General features: G+C 67.1%; 16 protein-coding genes. 7 read left to right on the top strand and 9 right to left on the bottom strand.

Going from position 1 to position 19,844, the window contains the following annotated elements:
- Positions 1-136 precede the first annotated feature (136 nt).
- Positions 137-1,510: an ATP-binding protein gene (locus C1720_RS06145; protein WP_102283589.1), complete on the bottom strand. Its 1,374-nt coding sequence runs from the start codon at positions 1,508-1,510 to the stop codon at positions 137-139.
- A 160-nt stretch (positions 1,511-1,670) separates the two neighbouring features.
- Entirely contained in the window at positions 1,671-2,375 is a 705-nt protein-coding gene (locus C1720_RS06140; RefSeq protein ID WP_102284540.1) for a response regulator, read from the bottom strand.
- A gap of 216 nt (positions 2,376-2,591) precedes the next feature.
- Between C1720_RS06140 and C1720_RS06135 the strand changes: the two genes are divergently transcribed.
- Together C1720_RS06135 and ssb are read left to right on the top strand one after the other, a co-directional pair.
- Positions 2,592-3,800 (top strand): MFS transporter, encoded by a 1,209-nt coding sequence (locus tag C1720_RS06135; RefSeq protein WP_102284539.1) that lies wholly within the window; start codon positions 2,592-2,594, stop codon positions 3,798-3,800.
- A 25-nt stretch (positions 3,801-3,825) separates the two neighbouring features.
- Positions 3,826-4,320, top strand: coding sequence for a single-stranded DNA-binding protein (gene ssb, locus C1720_RS06130; protein WP_102284538.1), 495 nt, complete (start codon positions 3,826-3,828; stop codon positions 4,318-4,320).
- A gap of 211 nt (positions 4,321-4,531) precedes the next feature.
- On the opposite strand, the gene rsmA is transcribed toward ssb, so the two are convergent.
- A complete protein-coding gene (rsmA, locus tag C1720_RS06125; RefSeq protein WP_102284537.1) occupies positions 4,532-5,344 on the bottom strand; it encodes a 16S rRNA (adenine(1518)-N(6)/adenine(1519)-N(6))-dimethyltransferase RsmA in 813 nt (270 codons plus the stop codon).
- A 55-nt stretch (positions 5,345-5,399) separates the two neighbouring features.
- Between rsmA and C1720_RS06120 the strand changes: the two genes are divergently transcribed.
- On the top strand, positions 5,400-6,962 hold the full coding sequence (locus tag C1720_RS06120) for a M48 family metalloprotease (RefSeq protein ID WP_102283588.1): 1,563 nt from the start codon (positions 5,400-5,402) through the stop codon (positions 6,960-6,962).
- Between the two features lie 125 nt (positions 6,963-7,087).
- On the opposite strand, the gene mutM is transcribed toward C1720_RS06120, so the two are convergent.
- A complete protein-coding gene (gene mutM / locus C1720_RS06115; protein WP_102283587.1) occupies positions 7,088-7,906 on the bottom strand; it encodes a bifunctional DNA-formamidopyrimidine glycosylase/DNA-(apurinic or apyrimidinic site) lyase in 819 nt (272 codons plus the stop codon).
- A 97-nt stretch (positions 7,907-8,003) separates the two neighbouring features.
- On the opposite strand from mutM, the gene C1720_RS06110 reads away from it, so the two are divergent.
- Positions 8,004-9,770, top strand: a complete 1,767-nt coding sequence (locus tag C1720_RS06110; protein ID WP_102283586.1) for a tetratricopeptide repeat protein — start codon at positions 8,004-8,006, stop codon at positions 9,768-9,770.
- Complete coding sequence (locus tag C1720_RS06105) at positions 9,767-10,279, top strand: lipoprotein insertase outer membrane protein LolB (RefSeq protein ID WP_050715092.1); 513 nt, start codon at positions 9,767-9,769, stop codon at positions 10,277-10,279. The genes C1720_RS06110 and C1720_RS06105 overlap by 4 nt, the downstream gene beginning before the upstream one ends.
- A 255-nt stretch (positions 10,280-10,534) precedes the next feature.
- Here the strand turns inward: C1720_RS06105 and gap are convergent, their stop codons facing one another.
- From gap to C1720_RS06085, 4 genes are all read right to left on the bottom strand, one after another.
- Positions 10,535-11,536 carry a type I glyceraldehyde-3-phosphate dehydrogenase gene (gene gap, locus C1720_RS06100; RefSeq protein ID WP_102283585.1) on the bottom strand — a complete coding sequence of 334 codons (1,002 nt, stop codon included), beginning with the start codon at positions 11,534-11,536 and terminating at the stop codon, positions 10,535-10,537.
- A gap of 36 nt (positions 11,537-11,572) precedes the next feature.
- Positions 11,573-13,606 carry a transketolase gene (tkt, locus tag C1720_RS06095; RefSeq protein ID WP_102283584.1) on the bottom strand — a complete coding sequence of 678 codons (2,034 nt, stop codon included), beginning with the start codon at positions 13,604-13,606 and terminating at the stop codon, positions 11,573-11,575.
- Between the two features lie 213 nt (positions 13,607-13,819).
- A complete protein-coding gene (locus C1720_RS06090) occupies positions 13,820-14,482 on the bottom strand; it encodes a response regulator transcription factor (RefSeq protein WP_050715089.1) in 663 nt (220 codons plus the stop codon).
- 50 nt (positions 14,483-14,532) lie between these two features.
- A complete protein-coding gene (locus C1720_RS06085; RefSeq protein WP_050715088.1) occupies positions 14,533-15,267 on the bottom strand; it encodes a PepSY domain-containing protein in 735 nt (244 codons plus the stop codon).
- 150 nt (positions 15,268-15,417) lie between these two features.
- Between C1720_RS06085 and C1720_RS06080 the strand changes: the two genes are divergently transcribed.
- Entirely contained in the window at positions 15,418-16,074 is a 657-nt protein-coding gene (locus C1720_RS06080) for a PepSY domain-containing protein (protein ID WP_102283582.1), read from the top strand.
- A gap of 181 nt (positions 16,075-16,255) precedes the next feature.
- Here the strand turns inward: C1720_RS06080 and C1720_RS06075 are convergent, their stop codons facing one another.
- The gene (locus C1720_RS06075) at positions 16,256-17,146 is read right to left on the bottom strand and encodes a tetratricopeptide repeat protein (protein ID WP_102283581.1); all 891 of its coding nucleotides are present in this window, start codon (positions 17,144-17,146) and stop codon (positions 16,256-16,258) included.
- A 308-nt stretch (positions 17,147-17,454) separates the two neighbouring features.
- Here C1720_RS06075 and C1720_RS06070 point away from each other — a divergent pair, with 308 nt between their 5' ends.
- Positions 17,455-19,665, top strand: a complete 2,211-nt coding sequence (locus tag C1720_RS06070; RefSeq protein ID WP_233199826.1) for a TonB-dependent receptor plug domain-containing protein — start codon at positions 17,455-17,457, stop codon at positions 19,663-19,665.
- Positions 19,666-19,844: the final 179 nt, after the last annotated feature.

Here is a 19,844-nt window from a genome sequence, read left to right as displayed (position 1 = left end):
GCAAATTCAGGCCCCTTGAAAACGCATTTGTCGCACTGCTGGCGGGCTTTGTTGCTATTAAAAAGGCAGCGAAAGCAGCGCCTTTGGGGCCGTTCGACGGCTGGGGTTTGCTTGCGGACAGGCTTTGAACAGGTTCTCAGGCCAGGGGCAGGCGCAGCTCGAAGCAGGCGCCGCCCTCTTCGCTGGCCAGGCAGCGCACGCTGCCGCCGTGGCGCTGGGCGATGGAGCGCACCAGCGCCAGGCCCAGGCCCACGCCGCCTTCACGCTCGCTGGCGCCGGGCAGGCGGTAGAACGGCTCGAAGATGCGCTCGCGCAACTCGGGCGGCACGCCGGGGCCGTGGTCGCTGACGCGGATGACGGCCAGCCCCTTGCCCGGCTGGCCCGGCTTGCCTGCGGGCGCGGCCTCCAGCGCAAGGGTGGCGCTGGCGGGCTGCTCGCCGCCGTAGCGGGCGGCGTTTTCCAGCAGGTTGCGCACGGCGCGGCGCAGGAGCTTGGCGACGCCGGGCACGGCGGCTTCGTGCAGGCCGCTGGCGGGGGCGAAGTCCGCGCCGGTGCGCGCGCATTCTTCGGCCATGAGGCCCAGCAGGTCCACGGATTCGATGCTGCCCAGATCGGCTTCTTGCGCATCCAGCCGGCTGGCCAGCAGGATTTCGTCGATGAGCTGGTCCAGCTCGGCGATGTTGCGGGTCACTTCGGCGCGCACGGCGGGGCTGGGGCGCTCGCCCATGAGTTCGAGCGCCATGCGGATGCGCGCCAGCGGCGATCGCAGCTCGTGCGAGGCGTTGGCCAGCAGCGACTTTTGCGCGGCCATGAGCGACTGGATGCGCGCGGCGGCGGCGTTGAAGCGGCGCGAGAGGTCGGCGACTTCGTCGTGGCCGTCTTCGGGCAGGCGCACGGCGAGATCGCCTTCGCCCCATTGCTGCACGCCGCGTTGCAGGCGCTCCAGCCGCTGGGTGAGGCGCCGCGCCACAGGGTAGATGCCCGCCATGACAGCCAGCCCGGCCAGGCCGATGACCCAGAGAAAGCCGAAGGGCGGGCGCAGCCAGAAAGGCGGGCCGTCGCCCTCGCCGCCGCGCGGGCCGGCGCTTCTGGGGGCGGTTTTTCCCGCAGTGTTTTTTCCAGGCTCATCCGGCGCTGCATGGGGGCCGCCGCCGGATGGGGAAGGAGGGGGCGGCGGCAGCGCAGCGGCGTCTTCCTGCACGCGCGGCGCGCGCTGGATGAGCAGCATGCGCCCGTCAGTCAGCACGACGGCGAATTCATGCCCCCGCCCATGCTTCCATTGCAGCTGCCCCCGGCCAATGGGCCTGCCGTCGGCGTCGCGCACGATCAGCTCGCGCATGGGGTGCTGGCGCAGTTCGGTGGCGCTTTGCCGCTCGCGCTGGCGGTCGCGCTCGTGCTCGGCTTCGGCGGCGTGCCAGCCCCAGGCGATGAGAAGGCCCAGCACGGTCACGCAGGCAGCGGCGGCCAGCCAGATGCGGGCGTAGAGGTGGCGGGCGATGATGGTTTGCATGGCGGGGAGGCGGCGGAAAGTGGCGGGCGCGCGCCCGTTTTGCTCTTGTTTTGATAGTGACCTGCGCTGGTTTCACTAGGACTTGCGGCCGATTTGGCCATGAAATCAGGCCGTGAGATCAGGCCATGAGCGCGGGCGGGCCGGGGCGGGATGCGGGCTTTCAGTCTTGCTGCCGTGCGAACACGTAGCCCACGCCGCGCACGGTGAGGATGCGCTTGGGGTGCTTCACGTCGGTTTCGATGGCAGCGCGGATGCGGCCCATGTGCACGTCGATGGAGCGGTCAAAGGCTTCCAGCTCGCGGCCGCGCACGGCTTCCATGATTTGCTCGCGCGAGAGCACGCGCCCGGCGCGCTCGGCCAGCGTGACGAGCAGGTCGAACTGGTAGCTGGTCAGCTCCGCCGGCTTGCCCGCCACGGTGACGGTGCGCGCGTCGCGGTCGATTTCCAGCGAGCCAAAGCGCAGCACGGGCTGCGTGGGCGCAGCGCCGGGCGACTGGCGGCGCAGCACGGCGCGAATGCGCGCCAGCAGCTCGCGCGGCTCAAAGGGCTTGGGCAGGTAGTCATCCGCGCCCAGCTCCAGGCCGATGATGCGGTCCATTGCGTCGCCCTTGGCCGTGAGCATGAGCACCGGCACGCTGGCGGCTGCGCCGGGCAGGGAGCGGATGCGGCGGCACACCTCCAGGCCGTCCATGCCGGGGAGCATGAGATCGAGAATGACCAGATCGGGCGCGCTTTCCTGCACGGCAGCCAGGCCGCTGGCGCCGTCGCCCTGGTGGGCAAAGGCAAAGCCGGCCTGCTCCAGGTATTCGCCCACCATGCTGGCCAGGCGGGCATCGTCTTCAATCATCAAAAGGCGTAAGGGCATGTCTGTGTCGTTCATGCCGGGCATGGTGCCCTCAGGGCGCTGCGCCGGAATGAATGAGGGGTAAAGATGGGTAAAGCGCGGCATCTGGCGTTTTGCGGGTGGCCGGCTGGGCGGCATTTTCGCGTGGCCGCCAGCGCATCCATGACAATCGCCCGCATTGGTTTTGCCTTGTTACCCATGCCCGCCACGCCATCTGCCCCATCCCGCCGCGCGTCCATGACGAATGACGAGCGCCGTGCCAGCTTTTCGCTGGCGTCCATCTTCGCGCTGCGCATGCTGGGGCTGTTTCTGGTGCTGCCCGTGTTCGCTCTGGAGGCGGCGCACTACCCCGGAGGGGGCGATCCGGTGCTTGTGGGCCTGGCGCTGGGCCTGTATGGGCTGGTGCAGGCGGTGTTTCAGGCGCCGCTGGGCATGGCCTCGGACCGCTTCGGGCGCAAGCGGGTCATTGTGCTGGGGCTGCTGGTTTTTGCCGCCGGCTCGCTGGTGGGCGCGCTGGCTGGCAGCGTGTATGGGCTGATGGCCGGGCGCGCCTTGCAAGGCGCCGGGGCCATTTCGGCGGCAGTGACGGCGCTGCTGGCCGATCAAACGCGCGATGAGGTGCGCATCAAGGCCATGGCGCTGGTGGGCGCAAGCATCGGGCTGATGTTTGCCCTGTCGCTGCTGGCCGCGCCGCCGCTGTCGGCCTGGCTGGGGGGCCTGAGCGGGCTGTTCTGGCTGACGGGCGCGCTGTCGCTGGCGGGTGTGGGGCTGGTGCTGTGGGTCACGCCCGCCGAGCCGCCGCACAAGCTGCATGAAGCGCACGAGGCCGAAAGCCATCCCGCCGCCGCGCCCGTGGGCGTGTGGCGGCATCCGCTGCTGTGGCGGCTCAACCTGGGCATTTTTGTGTTGCAGGCCGTGCAAATGGCCATGTGGGTGGTGGTGCCGGGGCTGCTGGTGGGCGCGGGGCTGGGCAAGGCCGAGCACTGGCATTTGTATCTGCCGGCGGTGCTGGCCTCGTTTGTGCTGCTGGGCGGGCTGTTTTCTCTGGAGCGGCGCGGGCATCTGGCGCTGGCGCTGCGCGGCTCCATCGTGCTGTATCTGCTGGTGCAGCTCATCTTCTGCTGGATTGCGCCGCGCCAGCCGGGGCTGTGGGCGCTGGGCGTGGCGCTGTTTCTCTTTTTCGTGGCTTTCAACGCCATCGAGGCCAGCCTGCCCAGCCTGGTGTCGCGCCTGGCGCCGCAGGCGGTGCGCGGGCAGGCGCTGGGGGTGTTCAACACCTTGCAATCGCTGGGCTTGTTCGCAGGCGGCGCGCTGGGCGGCTGGCTGCTGAAAGAGCAAGGCGCGGCAGCGGTTTTCGTGGCGGGCGCGGCGCTGTCGGCGCTGTGGCTGGCGCTGGGCTGGAAGCAGCCCGTGCATGCGCCCGCCAAAGAGCCGGGCACCGCATAATTTGCCGCTTTTGCAAAGGTTCTTCATCATGGCCGTGAACAAAGTCATCCTCGTCGGCAACCTGGGCCGTGACCCGGAAGTGCGCACCTTCCCCAGCGGCGGCCAGGTGGCCAACGTCACCTTGGCAACCACCGAGCGCTGGAAAGACCGCCAAAGCGGCGAAATGCGCGAGCACACCGAGTGGCACCGCCTGGTGTTCAATGACCGGCTGGCCGAAATTGCCGGACAGTACCTGCGCAAAGGCTCGCAGATTTACGTGGAAGGCAGCATCCGCACCCGCAAGTGGACGGACCAAAGCGGCCAGGAACGCAGCACCAGCGAAATCCGCGTAGACAACATGCAAATGCTGGGCAGCCGCAACGCCGCTGGCGGCGACGATGCCAGCTACGATGCGCCGCGCCGCGCCGCGCCTGCCCCCCGCGCCGCCGCGCCCGCCCGCCCCGCTCCCGCGCCAGCGCCCGCCGCAGCGCAGCCGCCTGCGGCTGACCTAGGCGACATGGACGACGACATTCCCTTCTGAAAACCTGTTCACGGCCCGCCTGCGCGGCGAGCCTGCGCGACGAATGAGGCAGCGCCTTCAGGTCGGCTTCGCCTGAAGAAAGACATCAGAAACAGGAGCAAATTCAAGGGGGCGAAAGCACCGTCTCGCGCAGGTTCCACTAGGACCTCTTGCTATGAATAGCGGAGCGAAATAACGCTTTCATCCAGCTTTCTCCCGCATCCGGTTCAGCCTATGGGCTGGCGGCGGGCGCGCGGCCCAGCGCCTGCTGCGCCAGGGCGATGTATTCATGCACGGGCACTTCTTCGGCGCGGCGCTGCACGTCGAACGCGCCGGCAAAGCCGCGCGCTTGCAGCCAGCGGCCCAGGGTGTGGCGCAGCAGCTTGCGGCGCTGGCTGAAGGCCACTTGCACCAGCTCGGAAAAACCGGCTAGCGGCACATCAGCGGGCGCGGGCAGGGGCAGCATGCGTACGACGGCTGATTCCACCTTGGGCGGCGGGCTGAAGGCTTCGGGCGGCACGTGCAGCACGCTTTCCATTTCGTAGCGCCATTGCAGCATGACGGAAAGCCGCCCGTAGCTGGCCGTGGCAGGCGCGGCCACCATGCGGTCCACCACTTCTTTTTGCAGCATGAAGTGCTGGTCTTCAATGACGGGCGCGAAGGGCAGCAGGTGAAAGAGGATGGGCGTGGAGATGTTGTAGGGCAGGTTGCCGCACACGCGCAGCTTGGCCGGGGCAGGCGTTTCGGCCAGGGCTTGCGCGGCCAGATCGCGCGCCAGTTGCGCGAAGTCCACCTTCAGCACATCCGACTCGATGACATGCAAATGGGGCTGGCCGCGAAGGCGCGCAGCCAGATCGCGGTCCAGCTCGATGACGGTCAGCCGCCCCAGGCGCTGAAGCAGCGGCTGGGTGAGCGCGGCCAGGCCGGGGCCGATTTCCACCACGGCCTGCCCCGGGCAGGGGGCGATGGCGCGGACGATGGCGTCAATCACGGCTTCGTCGCTCAAAAAATGCTGGCCGAAGCGTTTGCGGGGAATGTGTTTCATGGCGTGGCCCCATTGCCGCAAGGGGCGCTGAAAAAAGCGGGGCATCATAGATGCCATGAAAACAGGCGCTTTCTCCCTTGCTTTTTCTTTGTTGCTGCCCGCTGCGGCATGGGCGCATGGCGTTCATGACGGCGCGGCGCACTGGCCGCACGCCGTGCAGGTGGCCCAGGCCGCGCCGGCGGCGCTGCCTTCGCTGGGCGATGCGGGCGAGATGACGCCGCTGCAAGAGCGCAAGCTGGGCGACCGCATCGCGCGCGAGATGTTTCGCGACCCTTCCTTTTTTGACGATCCGGTGCTCACCCAGTGGGTGGACGGCATCTGGCAGCCTTTGCGCGCCGCCGCCCGCCAGCGCGGCGACATGCCGCCGGAGCTGGACGAGGCCTACGCCTGGCGCGTGCTGCTGGGGCGCGAGGGCGAAATCAACGCCTTTGCCGTGCCCGGCGGCTACTTCGGCCTGTATCTGGGCATGATTGGCGTGGTGGACTCGCGCGACGAGCTGGCCTCCGTCATGGCGCACGAAATGGCGCACGTCACCCAGCGCCACATCTCGCGCATGACCAGCCGCCAGGCGCGCCAGGCGCCCTTGCTGCTGGCCAGCCTCATCCTGGGCGCGCTGGCGGCGGGCAGCAACCCGCAAGCGGGCGCGGCCCTCATTACCGGCGGGCAGGCCGCCGCCTTGCAGCAGCAGCTCAATTACTCGCGCGACATGGAGCGCGAGGCCGACCGCATCGGCCACGGCATCTACCAGCAGGCCGGTTTTTCGGCGCAAGGCATGGCCAGCATGTTTGAAAAGCTGCAAAACGCCACGCGCCTGAGCGACCGGGGCGACTGGCCCTGGCTGCGCAGCCACCCGCTCACGGCCGAGCGCATCTCCGAAGCGCGCTTGCGCGCCCCGCGCGAAGCGGGCAAAGCCAGCGCCGAGCCTGATCTGGCGCAAGCGCAAATTTCCGCCCGCGCCCGCGTGCTCTCGCGCCCCGGCGTGGACAAGCTGCGCGACTGGGCCAAGGCGCCGCAAGGCACGGGCGAGCGCGGCCTGCCGCTTCAGCGGCGCGTCGCCTCCCTTTACGCCGCCGCGCTGGCGCAAGCCGAGCTGCGCCACCTGGGCCAGGCGCAAGCGCTGGCCGCCCAGCTGCCCGCGCTGGTGCAAAGCCAGCCCGCCGCCGCGCGCCAGGCCCGCCTGCTGCAAGCCGATCTGGCCCTGCGCGCCAAGGACTACGCCCAAGTCAAAACCCTGCTGCAAGCGCACGTGCCCGAAGGCGCCGAAGGCCGCCCCGAGCAGCTTTTTCTGGCGCAGGCCGAAACGGCCAGCGGCCAGGCGCAGCAAGCTGCCGAACGCCTGCAACGCTGGGTCAGCCTGCACGCCGATGACGGCACGGCCTGGCAGCTGCTGGCCGCCGCCTGGCGCGAGCGCGGGCAGCCCTTGCACGCTTTGCGCGCCGAAGGGCAGGCGCAGCTGGCCTGGCAGGACCTGGCTGGCGCGGCCCAGCGCTTTCGCGCCGCGCAGGACTGGGTGCGCCAGCATCCGCAGGCCGACCATATCGAGGCGGCCATCGTGGACACCCGCTTGCGCGAAACCCAGCAGGCGCTCAAGGCGCAGCAGGAAGAAGAAAAGGAGTAGCCGCAACCAGCGGAGCAGGGAAAAGGAAAGCATGCCCGAAGCTGGAATTCTCAACAAACCCTAGACATCAGCGTATTGATGCGGGGTGGATTGGCTCTTGTTCGGGAAGCGAGCGCTTCGCCGTTTCATCTCTTCTGGCACGCCGGGCAGAACCAGGTGGAGCGCTGCCCTTGCGCGATGCGGCGGATGGGCGTGCCGCAGGCGCGGCGGGGCTGGCCTTCGCGGCCATAAACCGCCGCTTCCAGCTGAAAGTGGCCCGCATGGCCGTCAATGGCGGCAAAGTCGCGCAGGGTGCTGCCGCCTTGCTCCACGGCGCGCGCCAGCACCTGGCGGATGGCGGCATGCAGGCGGTCAGCGCGCGGGCGCGAGACGCGGCAAGCGGACACGGCGGGGTGCAGGCCCGCGTGAAACAGCGCCTCGCTGGCGTAAATGTTGCCTACGCCCACCACCACGCCGCCCGCCAGCAGCACTTGCTTGATGGGCGCGCGGCGCTTTTTCAGGCGCTGATGGAAGGCGGCGGCGTCGAACGTCCCGTCCAGCGGCTCCATGCCCAGGCCGCCCAGCAGCTTGGCGGCCATGCCGGAGTTTTCGTCGGGCGCCCAGACAACGGCGCCAAAGCGGCGCGGGTCATGCAGGCGCAAAACGCCCTGGCTGGTCACGAGATCAAAGTGGTCATGCGGGCCGGGCGGCGGCGGCGCGGCCTGCCAGTCCAGGCTGCCCGACATGCCCAGATGCACCAGCAGCAGCCCGTCCGGCGCCAGGCGCAGCAGCAGGTATTTGCCGCGCCGCCCCACGCTGGCCACGGTACGGCCCCGCAAGGCTTCGGGGGCGATGCCCAGCGGCCAGCGCAAGGGTTTGCCGGGCCGTGCGGCCTCGATGCGCGCGCCCGGCAGGCGGCAGGCAAGGCCGCGCCGCGTGACTTCAACTTCTGGCAGTTCGGGCATGACTTATTATGGGTTGATGCCCCTGAATAAGCCCTTGCGCCCGCCAGCGCGCCCGTCCTTGCGGCGCCCGATTTCCGCCGCCGCTTCTGCCCTTGCCTTGGCCTGTTTCGCGCTTTGCAGCGCGCCCGCTTCGGGGCAGGAGCCAAACGCCTCTTCGGCTGAGGAGCCGCCGCCCGCGCAGGCCGAAAAAACCGCGCCGCCGCAATCCGCCCTTACGGCCTCGCTGCTTTACAGGCTGCTGGTGGGCGAGCTGAGTTTTCAAAGCGGCGACGCGCGCACGGGCGTGAGCTTCATGTTTGACGCCGCCCGCCGCACGGGCGACGAAGCGGCCTACGAGCGCGCCACCGCCATGGCCCTGCAAGCGGGCGCTGGCACAGCGGCGCTGGAAGCCGTGGAGGCCTGGCTGCGCGCCCATCCCGATTCACCCGTGGCGCTGCGCTACCAGTTGCAGACCCTGCTGCTCATGGGCCGCGCCAGCGAAACCGCCGAACCCCTGCGCGCCATGCTGCCGCTGCTGGAAGACGAGGAGCGCGCTTCGCTCATCAACGCCCTGCCGGCCATTTATGGCCGCATGTCCGACAAACAAAAAGCGCTTGAAATCATCACGAAGGCGCTTTCCTCCGTGATTGACGAGCCGGGCGCCGCCGGCCCCGCCTGGGCCACCCTGGGCCGCATGCGCTTGCAGGCGGGCGATGCGGCAGGCGCGCTGCAAGCCGCGCAGGAAGGCGCGCGGCAGGCGCCCGATTCCGAATGGCCCGCCCGGCTGGCCTTGCACTTGTGGGTGAATGCCGGCATGGACGAGGCCCAGGCGCTGGCGCGCGGCTACCTGGAGCGCGAAAAGGCCGCGCCCGGCATGGGCGTGGCCTACGCCGCCGCCTTGCGCGAACTGGGGCAGGACATCGCCTCCCGCCAGTTCCTGGCCGACTGGGCGCAGCGCCACCCGCAAAGCGAGGAAAGCTGGCTGGCCCTGGGGCTGGCGCAGGCGGGCGTGCATCAGGACGAAGCCGCGCGCCAGTCGCTGCGGCGCTATCTGGAGCTGGCGCCTGAAAGCGAAGCCACCGAGCCGGAGCGCGCCAGCGCCTGCCTGGCCTTGTCGCAACTGGCCGAGCGCCAGGGTGACTACGCCCAGGCCGCGCGGTGGCTGGACAAGATCGAGCTGGACGAAGGCGAGGCCGCTGCCACCGTGCTCATCGCCCGTGCGCGCCTGCTGGCCCGCCAGGGGCGCATGAATGAAGCCGTCAGTCTCATCCGCCAGGCGCCGGAAGACGGCCCGCTAGACGCCCGCGCCAAAGTGCTGGCCGAAGGCAATCTGCTGCACAGCGAGGGACTGCCCCGCGCCGCGTTCGCCCTGCTGCGCTCGGCGCTTGACCAGGCGCCTGATGACCCTGACCTGCTTTACGAAACCGCCTTGGCCGCCGAGCAGTCGGGCGACATGGTGGAAACCGAGCGCCTGCTGCGCCGCCTCATCCAGCTGCGGCCCGAATCGGCCCCCGGCTACAACACGCTGGGCTATCTGCTGGCCGACCGCAAGCAGCGCCTGCCTGAAGCGCGCGAACTCATTGAAAAAGCCGTCAGCCTCGCTCCGCACGACCCCTTCATACAAGACAGCCTCGGCTGGATCGCCTTCCGCCAGGGGCGGCTGGACGAAGCGCGCCGCATTCTCGAAGACGCTTTCGAGCGCCAGCCCGAAGCCGAAATCGGCGCGCACCTGGGCGAGGCGCTCTGGGTGCAGGGCGAGCGTGAGCGGGCGCAGGCCATCTGGCGCGAAGCTCTGCGCATTGACCCCCGCAACCAGACGCTTGCGCAAACGCTCAAGCGCCTGGGCGTTCAGCCCGGCGCGCTGGGCAAAGCCGCTGTGCCATGACGTGCCGTTTGCCCGCCGCCGCGCTGGCCGCCGCCTTGTTCGCCGCCCTGGCGGGATGCGCCCATGCGCCCTCCGCTCCTGAACCGCCCGCCAGCCAGCCAGCGCAAGCCGGGCGCCGCTTTTGGCAAGGACGCCTCGCCCTGCAAGTGGAAAGCGAGCCGCCCCAGTCTTACGCAGCCAGTTTCACCCTCTCCGGCACGCCCGAGGCGGGCGAGCTGCACCTGACTTCTCCCGTCGGCAGCACCCTTGCCCTCATGCGCTGGCAGCCTGGCCAGGCCAGCTTGCAGCAAGGCGCGCAAACCGAAACCTACGCCAGCCTGCAAGACATGACGGCCCGCGCCACTGGCGCGCCCCTGCCCGTGGCCGCCCTTTTCAGCTGGCTGCGCGGCCAGCCCCAAGCCAGCGCCGATTGGCATGCCGATCTCTCCCGCGTCGCCGAAGGACGCCTTTACGCCCGCCGGCTGCAACCGCTGCCCACGGCGCAGCTGAAGGTGGTTTTCGAGCCTTGAAAGCCTGATTCGCTATTAAAAAGGGAGCTGCCTGCGCCCATTCCACTAGGACTTGCGGCCGATTTGGGCATGAAACGGGCTGCGCATCGCCGGAGCGCGGAGCGATGCAGGGCGCGCAGGCATCGCTTGGAGCCATACGTGAAAAAGCCCATGCGTGCGAAAGCGGCGCATGGGCTTTTCAGAACCTGGCCCTGAGGGGCGAGCTTCCCGCCCCCACGGAAAGATTGCGGACAGGTTCCCGGGGCAGGGACGGGCTTATTTCTGGCTCATGACGCGCGCCATGTCCAGGCAGCGGTTGGAGTAGCCCCATTCGTTGTCGTACCAGGCAACGAGTTTGACGAAGGTGTCGTCCAGCGCGATGCCGGCGCCCGCATCGAAGATGGAGCTGTGCGCGTCGCCCCGGAAGTCGGTGGCGACGACTTTGTCTTCGGTGTAGCCGAGGATGCCTTTGAGCTTGCCTTCGCTTTGGGCTTTCATTTCGGCGCAGATGTCGGCATAGGAAGCGGGTTTTTCCAGCTCGACAGTGAGATCGACGACGGAGACGTCCGAGGTGGGCACGCGGAAGGACATGCCGGTGAGCTTGCCTTTGAGCGCGGGCAGTACAACGCCCACGGCCTTGGCCGCGCCGGTGCTGCTGGGGATGATGTTTTCCAGAATGCCCCGGCCGCCGCGCCAGTCTTTTTTGCTGGGGCCGTCCACGGTTTTTTGCGTGGCGGTGGCGGCGTGCACGGTGGTCATCAGGCCGCGTTTGATGCCCCATTTGTCTTGCAGCACTTTGGCCACGGGCGAGAGGCAGTTGGTGGTGCAGCTGGCGTTGCTGATGATGCGCTGGCCCGCGTAGGCGTCGCTATTGACGCCGTAGACGAACATGGGCGTGTCGTCTTTGGAAGGGGCGGACATCATGACTTTGCCGGCGCCGGCGTCCAGGTGCTTTTGCGCGGTTTCCTGGGTCAGGAACAGGCCGGTGGATTCGATGACGATTTGCGCGCCCACATCGCCCCATTTGAGATCGGCGGGGGCTTTTTCGGCGCTGAGGCGGGTTTTTTTGCCATTGACGATGAGCGTGTTGCCTTCGGCGCGCACGTCGGCGTCAAAGCGGCCTTGCACGCTGTCGTACTTGAGCATGTAGGCCAGGTAGTCAGGCTCGAGCAGGTCGTTGATGCCGACGATTTCGATGTCGGGGCAGCTTTTGACGGCCGCCCTGAACACCATGCGCCCGATGCGGCCAAAGCCGTTGATGCCGATTCTGATGGTCATTGCGTTCTCCTGAAATTGAAGCGTCGAAAAGGGAAATTAGCGTTTTTTGAGCACGGCCAGCGCTTGCGCCGCCACGTTTTCGGGCGTGAAGCCAAAGTGCCTGAACAGCACGGGGGCGGGGGCGGATTCGCCAAAGGCGTCGATGCCGATGACGGCGCTGACGCCATATTTCCACCACGCGGCGGTGCTGGCCATTTCCACGGCCACGCGGGGTTTGCTCGGCAGCAGCACGGCGCGCTTGTAGGCGTCGCCCTGCCGGTCAAACGTGGTGGCGCTGGGCATGGAGACGACGCGGGCGGCCACTTTCCTTTGCGCCAGCAGCGCCTGCGCTTTCAGGGCCAGATCGACTTCCGAGCCAGTGGCAATCAGCACGATTTGCGCGGGCTTGTTCAGGCCCGCATCCACCGGTTCGCTGAGCACGTAGGCGCCACGGCTGATGTTGCCCATGTCGCCCTTGGGCAGCGCGGGCAGGTTCTGGCGCGAGAGCAGCAAGGCGGTGGGCCGGTCTTTGCTCGCCAGCGCCGCAGCCCAGGCGATGGCGGTTTCCACGGCGTCGGCCGGGCGCCAGACATCCAGGTTGGGAATGAGGCGCAGGCTTGCGGCGTGCTCGATGCTTTGGTGCGTGGGGCCGTCTTCGCCCAGGCCGATGCTGTCGTGCGTGAACACGTGAATGACGCGCTGCTTCATGAGCGCGGCCATGCGGATGGCGTTGCGGCTGTAGTCGCTGAAGGTGAGGAAGGTGCCGCCGTAGGGGATGAAGCCGCCGTGCAGCGCCACGCCGTTCATGATGGCGGCCATGCCGAATTCGCGCACGCCGTAGTTGATGTGGCGGCCAATCTGGCCGTCTTTCGTTTTTTCGACTTCGCCCTGGGCGTTCATGCGCAGCGGCGCGGTGGCGGCCGTCTGGGTGAGGTTGGAGCCGGTGAGGTCGGCGCTGCCGCCCAGCAGCTCCGGCAGCGCGGCGGTCAAGGCTTGCAGCGCCTGCTGGCTGGCCTTGCGGCTGGCCACTGTTTCGGCCCTTTCATGCGCGTGCATGGCCGCATCGACGGCCACTTGCTGGAAGCTGGCGGGCAGCTCGCCGGCCATGCGGCGGGTGAATTCGGCGGCCAGTTCGGGGTGAGCCTTGGCGTAGGCGGCAAAGGCGGCGTCCCACTGCGCTTCGGCTTTGGCGCCGATGGCTTTGGCGTCCCAGGCGGCATAGACCTCGTCCGGAATTTCAAAGGGGCCATGCTGCCAGCCCAGCGCCTGGCGTGTCAGCGCGATTTCGTCCGCGCCCAGCGGCTCGCCGTGCGCTTTGGAGGTGCCCTGCCGGTTGGGGCTGCCTTTGCCGATGTGTGTCTTGCAGATGATGAGCGTGGGCTGGCTGGCGCTTTTTTTGGCCTGGGCGATGGCCTTGTCGATGGCGGCGGCGTCATGCCCGTCCACCGGGCCGATCACGTTCCAGTGGTAGGCCTTGAAGCGCTCCGCCGTGTTGTCTGCAAACCAGGGGGCCACTTGCCCGTCGATGCTGATGCCGTTGTCGTCATACAGGGCGATGAGCTTGCCGAGCTTCCACGCGCCCGCCAGGCTGCATGCTTCGTGGCTGATGCCTTCCATCAGGCAGCCATCGCCCAGAAAGACGTAGGTGTGGTGGTCCACGATGGTGTGGCCTTCGCGGTTGAATTCGGCGGCCAGCAGCTTTTCGGCCAGCGCCATGCCCACGGCATTGGCCAGGCCCTGCCCCAGCGGGCCGGTGGTGGTTTCCACGCCGGGGGTGACGCCGTGCTCCGGGTGGCCCGGCGTTTTGCTGTGCAGCTGGCGGAAGTTTTTCAGCTCATGCAGCGGCAGGTCATAGCCCGTCAGGTGCAGCAGGGCATACAGCAGCATGGAAGCGTGCCCGTTGGAGAGCACGAAGCGGTCGCGCCCCGCCCATTGCGGATGGGCCGGGTTGTGGCGCAGGTGGCGGCTCCACAGCGCCACGGCCATGTCGGCCATGCCCATGGGCGCGCCGGGGTGGCCCGACTTGGCTTGTTGAACGGCGTCCATCGAAAGGGCGCGGATGGCGTTGGCCATGAGGGTCGGGTCTGCCATGAGATTCAGCTCCGCTAGCAAGGTGTGGGAAGTGAAAAGCTTCAAATTTTACAAAGCCGCCCCTTCCTCTCGCAGCTGCTGGCAGGCACTTTCAGTGCCCTGAATTCAGATGCCGAATTGGCCGCAAGCCCTTGTGGAGCGGGCGCTAGCCGCTATGGATAAAAGAGCGGAGCGCGCTGCCCGCCATCAGGCGAAACGGCGGAATGCACGAGGCTATGGCGCAACCAGCCGGAAGCCTTGGCCGCGCTCGGTGACGATCAGGCTGGGGTCGCCCAGCTTGCGGCGGATGCGGCCAATGAGCACGTCGATGGTGTTGGAGTCAGGATCGAGATCGCGGGCATAGACGTGTTCGCCAATGTGGGCGCGGGTGATGACCTGGCCCGGGTGGTGCATGAGATAGGCCAGTATCTTGTGCTCCTGCGCCGTCAGGCCCAAGGGCTGGCCGTGCCAGGTGAAGCGCCCTGCGCTCACGTCGTATTCCAGCCCGCCCGCGCGCAGCACGGTGGAGCCGCTGCCGGTCTGGCGGCGCAGCATGGCGCGCAGGCGCAGCACCACTTCTTCCATCATGAAGGGCTTGGTGAGGTAGTCGTCAGCGCCTGCGTTGAAGCCGGCCACCTTGTCGCTCCAGCGGTTGCGGGCGGTGAGGATGAGCACGGGCCAGTGGCAGTTGCCCTCGCGCCAGTCGCGCAGCACGGAAAGGCCGTCTTTGGCGGGCAGGCCCAAGTCGAGCACGGCCGCGTCGTAAGACTCCACGCTGCCTGCGAAGGAGGCGGATTCGCCGTCGTGCTCCACATCCGGCACAAAACCCGCTTCGGCCAGGGCCTGGCGCATTTGCTCGGCCAGGGCCGCGTCGTCTTCCACGATGAGGATTCGCATGGGAAAGGTCTTTTTTTGGCAGAGGTGAATTGGCAGGAGTGAAGCCGGTTTCAGTCGCGCTTGATCTTGCGTTGCAGCACTTCCAGCGTGTGGGCGTGCACTTTCAGCTCCAGCGTGTTGCCGTCCGGCTGGAGCAGTTCCAGCTCGTAGAAAGGCTGGTTGCGCGTGTCGTGCTCCAGCTCCACCTCGCGAACCAGGCCTGAAAAGCGCGGGGACAGCGTCTCCAGCATTTCATGCATGGGGCGGATGACGCCAGCGGCGGACTGATTGCCGCGCTCCAGCACGGCGCCGTTGCGCGCATCCAGCAGCATGCGCTGCGAGGCTTGCGCCGCCGGAGCGATTTGCAGCTGGTAGGCGGGCAGGCCCTGCGGCGAAAGCTCGAATTCGGCTTCCACCACGCGCTGGTCATGCTGCTCCAGCGGGCGCAGCCAGGCCGCCAGCGCCGACAAGGAGGCCGCCTGGCGGGAGAAGTCCTGCTCTTGCGCCAGCACGCGGCCCGTGGCGGCATCTACCAGCAGCTCGCGCTTTTGGCCGTCGCGCCGGGTGATGAGCGTGATTTCATATTGAAGCTCGCCGCGCGCGCCCTGGCGCGACTCCACATCCACCACGCGCGCCTCGTGCTGGGCCGATACCTCATCCAGGATGGCCGCCAGCGGACGATAAGCGCCGCTGATAACGCCCAGGCGCGCCTGCTCCTGGTCGCTGCCGCGCGCCTGGACCGCGCCCAAAGCGCCCAAAAAGAGGCTGAAAACAAGGCACGAAAGAAAAAGTTTGGTGTGTTTCATGTGGATACAGACCTCTTCCTGATTGTGGAGACGGTTTTTAAATGCCCCGTGAACGGCGTCTTCATATTGCATTTAGATGCATCGATTCATCATTCAGCCATGGTTTTTCAACCATGTTTTTTCTCAACCGCACCTGAAAGGAGCAAGCAAATGACCAAAGCCAAGAAATTCATCGCCGCCGCCGCCGCCGCCCTCGCGCTGGCATCCAGCCCGGCCTTTGCCTTGACGGCGCCCGAAGCCTTGCAGACCATGCAGGCCCACGGCTTTTACGGCGTGAAAGACTTTGACCGCGAGCATGGCTACTGGACAGCCAAGGCCCTCTCCAAGGAAGGCGTGCGCCACTACCTGCTGCTCAACGATGCCACAGGTGAATTCCTGGCTTTCACGCGCGCCGACATCGGCACGCGCCTGCCGGGCATCTCCCAAGTGATTGAGAAGCTGCGCCAGCTGGGATTCGCCGTCATCAACGACGTGGAGTTTGACGACGGCCTCTGGGAAGCCAAGGTTCGCCAGAACGAGCGCGGCGCCAAGGTGAAGCTGCATCTGCACCCCGTCACGCTGGAAGTCATCTCCCAGGTGTCTCGCGGCGGCAATGCGGCCCAGCCGGGCAACCCCAACCCCACGCCCATTCTGACGGCACAGCAAGTTGTGGCGGCCCTGCAAGCTGCGGGCTACCGCAACGTGCATGACCTGGAGTTTGAACATGGCCGCTGGGAAGCTGACGCCGTGAACGCTGCTGGCCAGCGCGTGGAGCTGCACATCAACCCCTACACGGGCGCTATTGAGCGCGAGCGCCTGGACGACTGATTCAGCCTGACGCTTGCATGACGGCAGCGGGCGCGGAGCAATCCGCGCCCGCTTTTTTTCCCGCATTCAACCGCCAGGAAGAATTAAAGAGAGGAGCAAATATAAGGGGTGTGAAATGCCGTCTGGCGCAGTTTCCACTAGGACATCATGCTCTAAAAGAAGGAGCATCAATCAAGCGGTTTCAGCCTGACGCCGGCCCGCCAGCCTGGGCCGCTTTTTGCCGGTAGCGCGCCGCTTCCTGCGGCTGCCCCAGGCGCTCCAGCAAGGCGGTGATGTTGGCCAGCGCGTCCGGGTGGGCGGGCGCTTGCCGCAGGGCCTGCGCGTAGCAGTCCAGCGCCTCTTGCGGGCGTTGCAGCGCTTCGAGCGCACTGCCTTTGGCGTTGAGCGTTTCGGGGTCGCCCGGCGCCAGCGCCAGCGCCTGCTCGTAGGCCTGAAGGGCGGCAAGGCCGTCGCCGCTTTCTTGCAGCAGCAGGCCCAGGCTGTAGCGGGCTTCTGCGTAGCCGGGGTGCTGGCTGGCGGCTTGGCGGGCGCAGCCGAGCGCTTCGGGCAGGCGGCCCAGTTCGCGCAGGGCGAGGGCGCGGTTGTTGAGTGCCTGCGGGTGCGCGGGCCGCAAGGCCAGCGCGGCTTCGTAGCTGGCGAGCGCTTGGGCGCTCTGGCCCAGGTCACGCAGGGCGTTGCCCTGATTGACGAGCGCCTCGGCGTAATCAGGCTGCTGCGCCAATGCCTGCGCGTAGCAATCCAGCGCCTCGCTGGCGCGGCCCAGCAGGCGCAGGGCGATGCCCAGGTTGTTCAGCAATGCGGCCGCAGGGGGCTTGAGCGCGCGCGCTTTTTCAAGGCACTGCAAAGCCTGCGCCGCCTCGCGCCGTTGCAGGTGCAGCTGGCCCAGCAGGTGCAGTGCGTCAAAGTTCTGCGGATCGTTTTGCAGCAGCTTTTCCAGCAGGGGCATGGCGCGCTCGCCCTGCCCCTGGCGCAAGAAGTTGAAGGCGTGCTGCAAGCTCAGAGAGGAAGCGACGGCGGGGCGCAAGTGCAGCACTTGGGTGTTGCTGGCGGGGCGGTTTTTGGGAGGGCGCATGGGCGGCTTTCCTGATGTGGCCTGGCGATACACACGCAGCCATTTTTGACCACGCGGCAATGCCACCACTGCCGTCGCGGTGAGTTTGAAGGCGCGCGCGGCGGCGTACGCAGGCGCCCCAAAAAGAGAGCGGACGAGGCCGGTTGCGCCAGGGAGAAAAAACGCTTCGGGCCGGATGCTGGCAAAATCTCGATACCACGCAAGTGATATCGTAACTTCCTTTGATATTTCTCAAAAATGCGAAGCGCTCGCAACTTGAGAATCCGCCCCAAACGTTTTGCTTTCATCTGGATAAGAGGAGTACACACATGTCTGCATCCGACCGCCGCGCTCTGCGGCGTTTTTTCATGGCTGCGCCCACGGCGCTGGCGCTGGCTTCATGGGCCATGTGCGCACAGGCGCATGACGGACATCACCATGAGCCGGAGCGCGTGGCCCGCGTCAAAACCACAGCCTCCAAAGAAGGCGGCACGCTGCCCGAAGTGACGGTGCACAGCCTGGGCACGAGCACCCAGCGCCAGATGCGCCCCGGCGCGCTGCGCGATGACATCGTGATGACCGAGAGCGTGAGCGCCCGCGCCATCGAAAAAACCGGCGCGACCAACGTGAACGAGGCCGTGGACAAAAACCCCGGCGTGGCCGTGCAGGTGGAATGCTCCATTTGCAACGTGCGCAACGTGCTGCTCAACAACCTGCCCGGGCGCTACACCACGCTGCTGATTGACGGCATTCCGATGTATTCCTCCGTGTCTTCCGCCTACGGGCTGGACAGCGTGGGCCTGTATGGCGTGGAGCGCATCGACATTGCGCGCGGCGCGGGCGCCAGCCTGATTGCGCCCGAAGCGCTGGCCGGCACGGTGAACATCGTCACCAAGCGCCCCACGCGCGATGAGGCGCAAATGCGCGTGCAAGGCGGCAACTTCGGCGCCCGGCGGCTGGACGTGTTTTTGGCCAAGCCCCTGCAAGGCGGCGCCGTGACGGCCGCCGTGCACTACGACCGCCACAACTCGGTCGATGGCAACGGCGACGGCATTTCCGAATACACCGGATACGACCGCCGCATGGGCGGCATGGGCTGGTTCCTGGATGACGTGGGCGGCTTCAAGATGCGCGGCCGCTTCGACCTGGTGGACGAAAAGCGCGGCGGCGGCGCGCTGGGCCGCGACTACCAGGCCATCAAAGACAACATGAGCGGCAACCCCTTCGACTTCAGCCGGGGCGCGGGCGGCTCGCCGCGGCCCGATGGCTGGTACGCGCCCGACTCGGGCGACTTCCTGCCCTACGACAGCGGACGCGGGGGCTTTTCGGAAATCATCTTCACCAAGCGCGCGCAAATCGTGCACCAGGGCGAACGCCGCCTGGGCGATGGCCGCCTGCGCCTGGCCATGGGCGCGGCCCAGCACAAGCAAGACAGCTTCTACGAAGGCGACTACTACTTTGCCAAGCAGCGCCAGTACTACCTGGACGGCAACTACCAGTTCCCGGCGGCAGGCTGGCTGATCACCGCTGGCGCGAGCTGGCGCTATGAAGACCTGCGCAGCCACGGCACGCTGGGCGCGCAAGGCGGTGCGCCCGTTGTGGGGCTGGACAACTACACCTTCCGCACCCCCGCCCTTTACTTGCAGGGCTACCGCACCTTTTTGGGCGACCGGCTGGAGCTGAACGCCTCCGTGCGCGTGGACCGGCACAACGAATACGGCACCATCGTCTCGCCGCGCGCCAACTTGCTCTACCACCACACCGCGCACCTCTCCAGCCGCTTGAGCGCGGGCAAGGGCTTTCGCGCGCCCACCAGCTTTTTCGAGCAAGACCACGGCATCCTGAGCACCACGCGCATCGTGCGCGAAGTCACCAAGCCCGAAGTCTCCGAAAACCTCAGCTACGCCCTGAACTTTGCCGACGACCGCTTTGCAGTCACCACCTCCTACAACTACAACCGCATCAAGCACATGGCCGTGCTCGATTCGGGCGCGCAAGACGCGCAGGGCAACCCCATCACCCTGTTCACCAGCGCCAAACGCCCCGTCACCGTGCAAGGCGTGGATGTGAACGCCAGCTACCAGCTCACGCCCTCGCTGGCCCTTTCAGCGGGCGGCGAGCTGTATCACTACAAGTTCGACCCCGGCACCCTCGTCTTTGCCCGCCCCAAATCGCGCTTTTTCGCCAGCGTGGACTTTGAGCAAGGTCCCTGGACGCTGACCGCCAAAGTCAATGTCACCGGCCCGATGGACTTGAAAAAATTCCACGGCGACGGCAGCGGCGAGCAAGGCCGCTACAACTTCGACGGCACCAAAAAACGCGACAAAAGCCCCACCTTCGCCACCGTGGACGTGCGCGGCCAATACAGCATCAGCAAAAACGTCTCCCTCTACCTGGGCGTGGACAACCTTTTCAACTACCGCCAGGTGGACAAAGAGAGCTTTTTGTGGATCAACGGCGACGGCGAAATGGACGTCACCCACCTGTGGGGGCCGAACCGGGGCCGCTACATCTACGCAGGGGTGAAGCTGGACTTCTGACCATGCTTTTCAGAGCCACCGTTCACATGAAAAAGTGCGAACGGCGGCTCCAGGGCGCAGCCCGAAAGCTGCGCCCGGCGCAAAGCTTAGCTCAGCATCTCAATCCGCTCCTTATTCAATAGCTAGACCTCAGCGCCAATACTGCGCGATATGCCTTTTCAGTGCTTTGAATTGAAAGC

This window comes from Ottowia massiliensis, assembly GCF_900240305.1.
GTDB classification, from domain to species: domain Bacteria; phylum Pseudomonadota; class Gammaproteobacteria; order Burkholderiales; family Burkholderiaceae_C; genus Ottowia; species Ottowia massiliensis.
The sequence above is the reverse complement of the archived record's forward strand: the minus strand, read 5'-3'. Positions and strand labels throughout refer to the sequence as shown.

Bases quoted from the DNA above. Each gene is read 5' to 3' on its own strand.
- C1720_RS06145 (WP_102283589.1), bottom strand. From the start codon at position 1,510: ATGCAAACCATCATCGCCCGCCACCTCTACGCCCGCATCTGGCTGGCC.
- C1720_RS06140 (WP_102284540.1), bottom strand. From the start codon at position 2,375: ATGCCCTTACGCCTTTTGATGATTGAAGACGATGCCCGCCTGGCCAGC.
- C1720_RS06135 (WP_102284539.1), top strand. From the start codon at position 2,592: ATGACGAATGACGAGCGCCGTGCCAGCTTTTCGCTGGCGTCCATCTTC.
- rsmA (WP_102284537.1), bottom strand. From the start codon at position 5,344: ATGAAACACATTCCCCGCAAACGCTTCGGCCAGCATTTTTTGAGCGAC.
- C1720_RS06120 (WP_102283588.1), top strand. From the start codon at position 5,400: ATGAAAACAGGCGCTTTCTCCCTTGCTTTTTCTTTGTTGCTGCCCGCT.
- mutM (WP_102283587.1), bottom strand. From the start codon at position 7,906: ATGCCCGAACTGCCAGAAGTTGAAGTCACGCGGCGCGGCCTTGCCTGC.
- C1720_RS06105 (WP_050715092.1), top strand. From the start codon at position 9,767: ATGACGTGCCGTTTGCCCGCCGCCGCGCTGGCCGCCGCCTTGTTCGCC.
- gap (WP_102283585.1), bottom strand. From the start codon at position 11,536: ATGACCATCAGAATCGGCATCAACGGCTTTGGCCGCATCGGGCGCATG.
- tkt (WP_102283584.1), bottom strand. From the start codon at position 13,606: ATGGCAGACCCGACCCTCATGGCCAACGCCATCCGCGCCCTTTCGATG.
- C1720_RS06090 (WP_050715089.1), bottom strand. From the start codon at position 14,482: ATGCGAATCCTCATCGTGGAAGACGACGCGGCCCTGGCCGAGCAAATG.
- C1720_RS06085 (WP_050715088.1), bottom strand. From the start codon at position 15,267: ATGAAACACACCAAACTTTTTCTTTCGTGCCTTGTTTTCAGCCTCTTT.
- C1720_RS06080 (WP_102283582.1), top strand. From the start codon at position 15,418: ATGACCAAAGCCAAGAAATTCATCGCCGCCGCCGCCGCCGCCCTCGCG.
- C1720_RS06075 (WP_102283581.1), bottom strand. From the start codon at position 17,146: ATGCGCCCTCCCAAAAACCGCCCCGCCAGCAACACCCAAGTGCTGCAC.
- C1720_RS06070 (WP_233199826.1), top strand. From the start codon at position 17,455: ATGTCTGCATCCGACCGCCGCGCTCTGCGGCGTTTTTTCATGGCTGCG.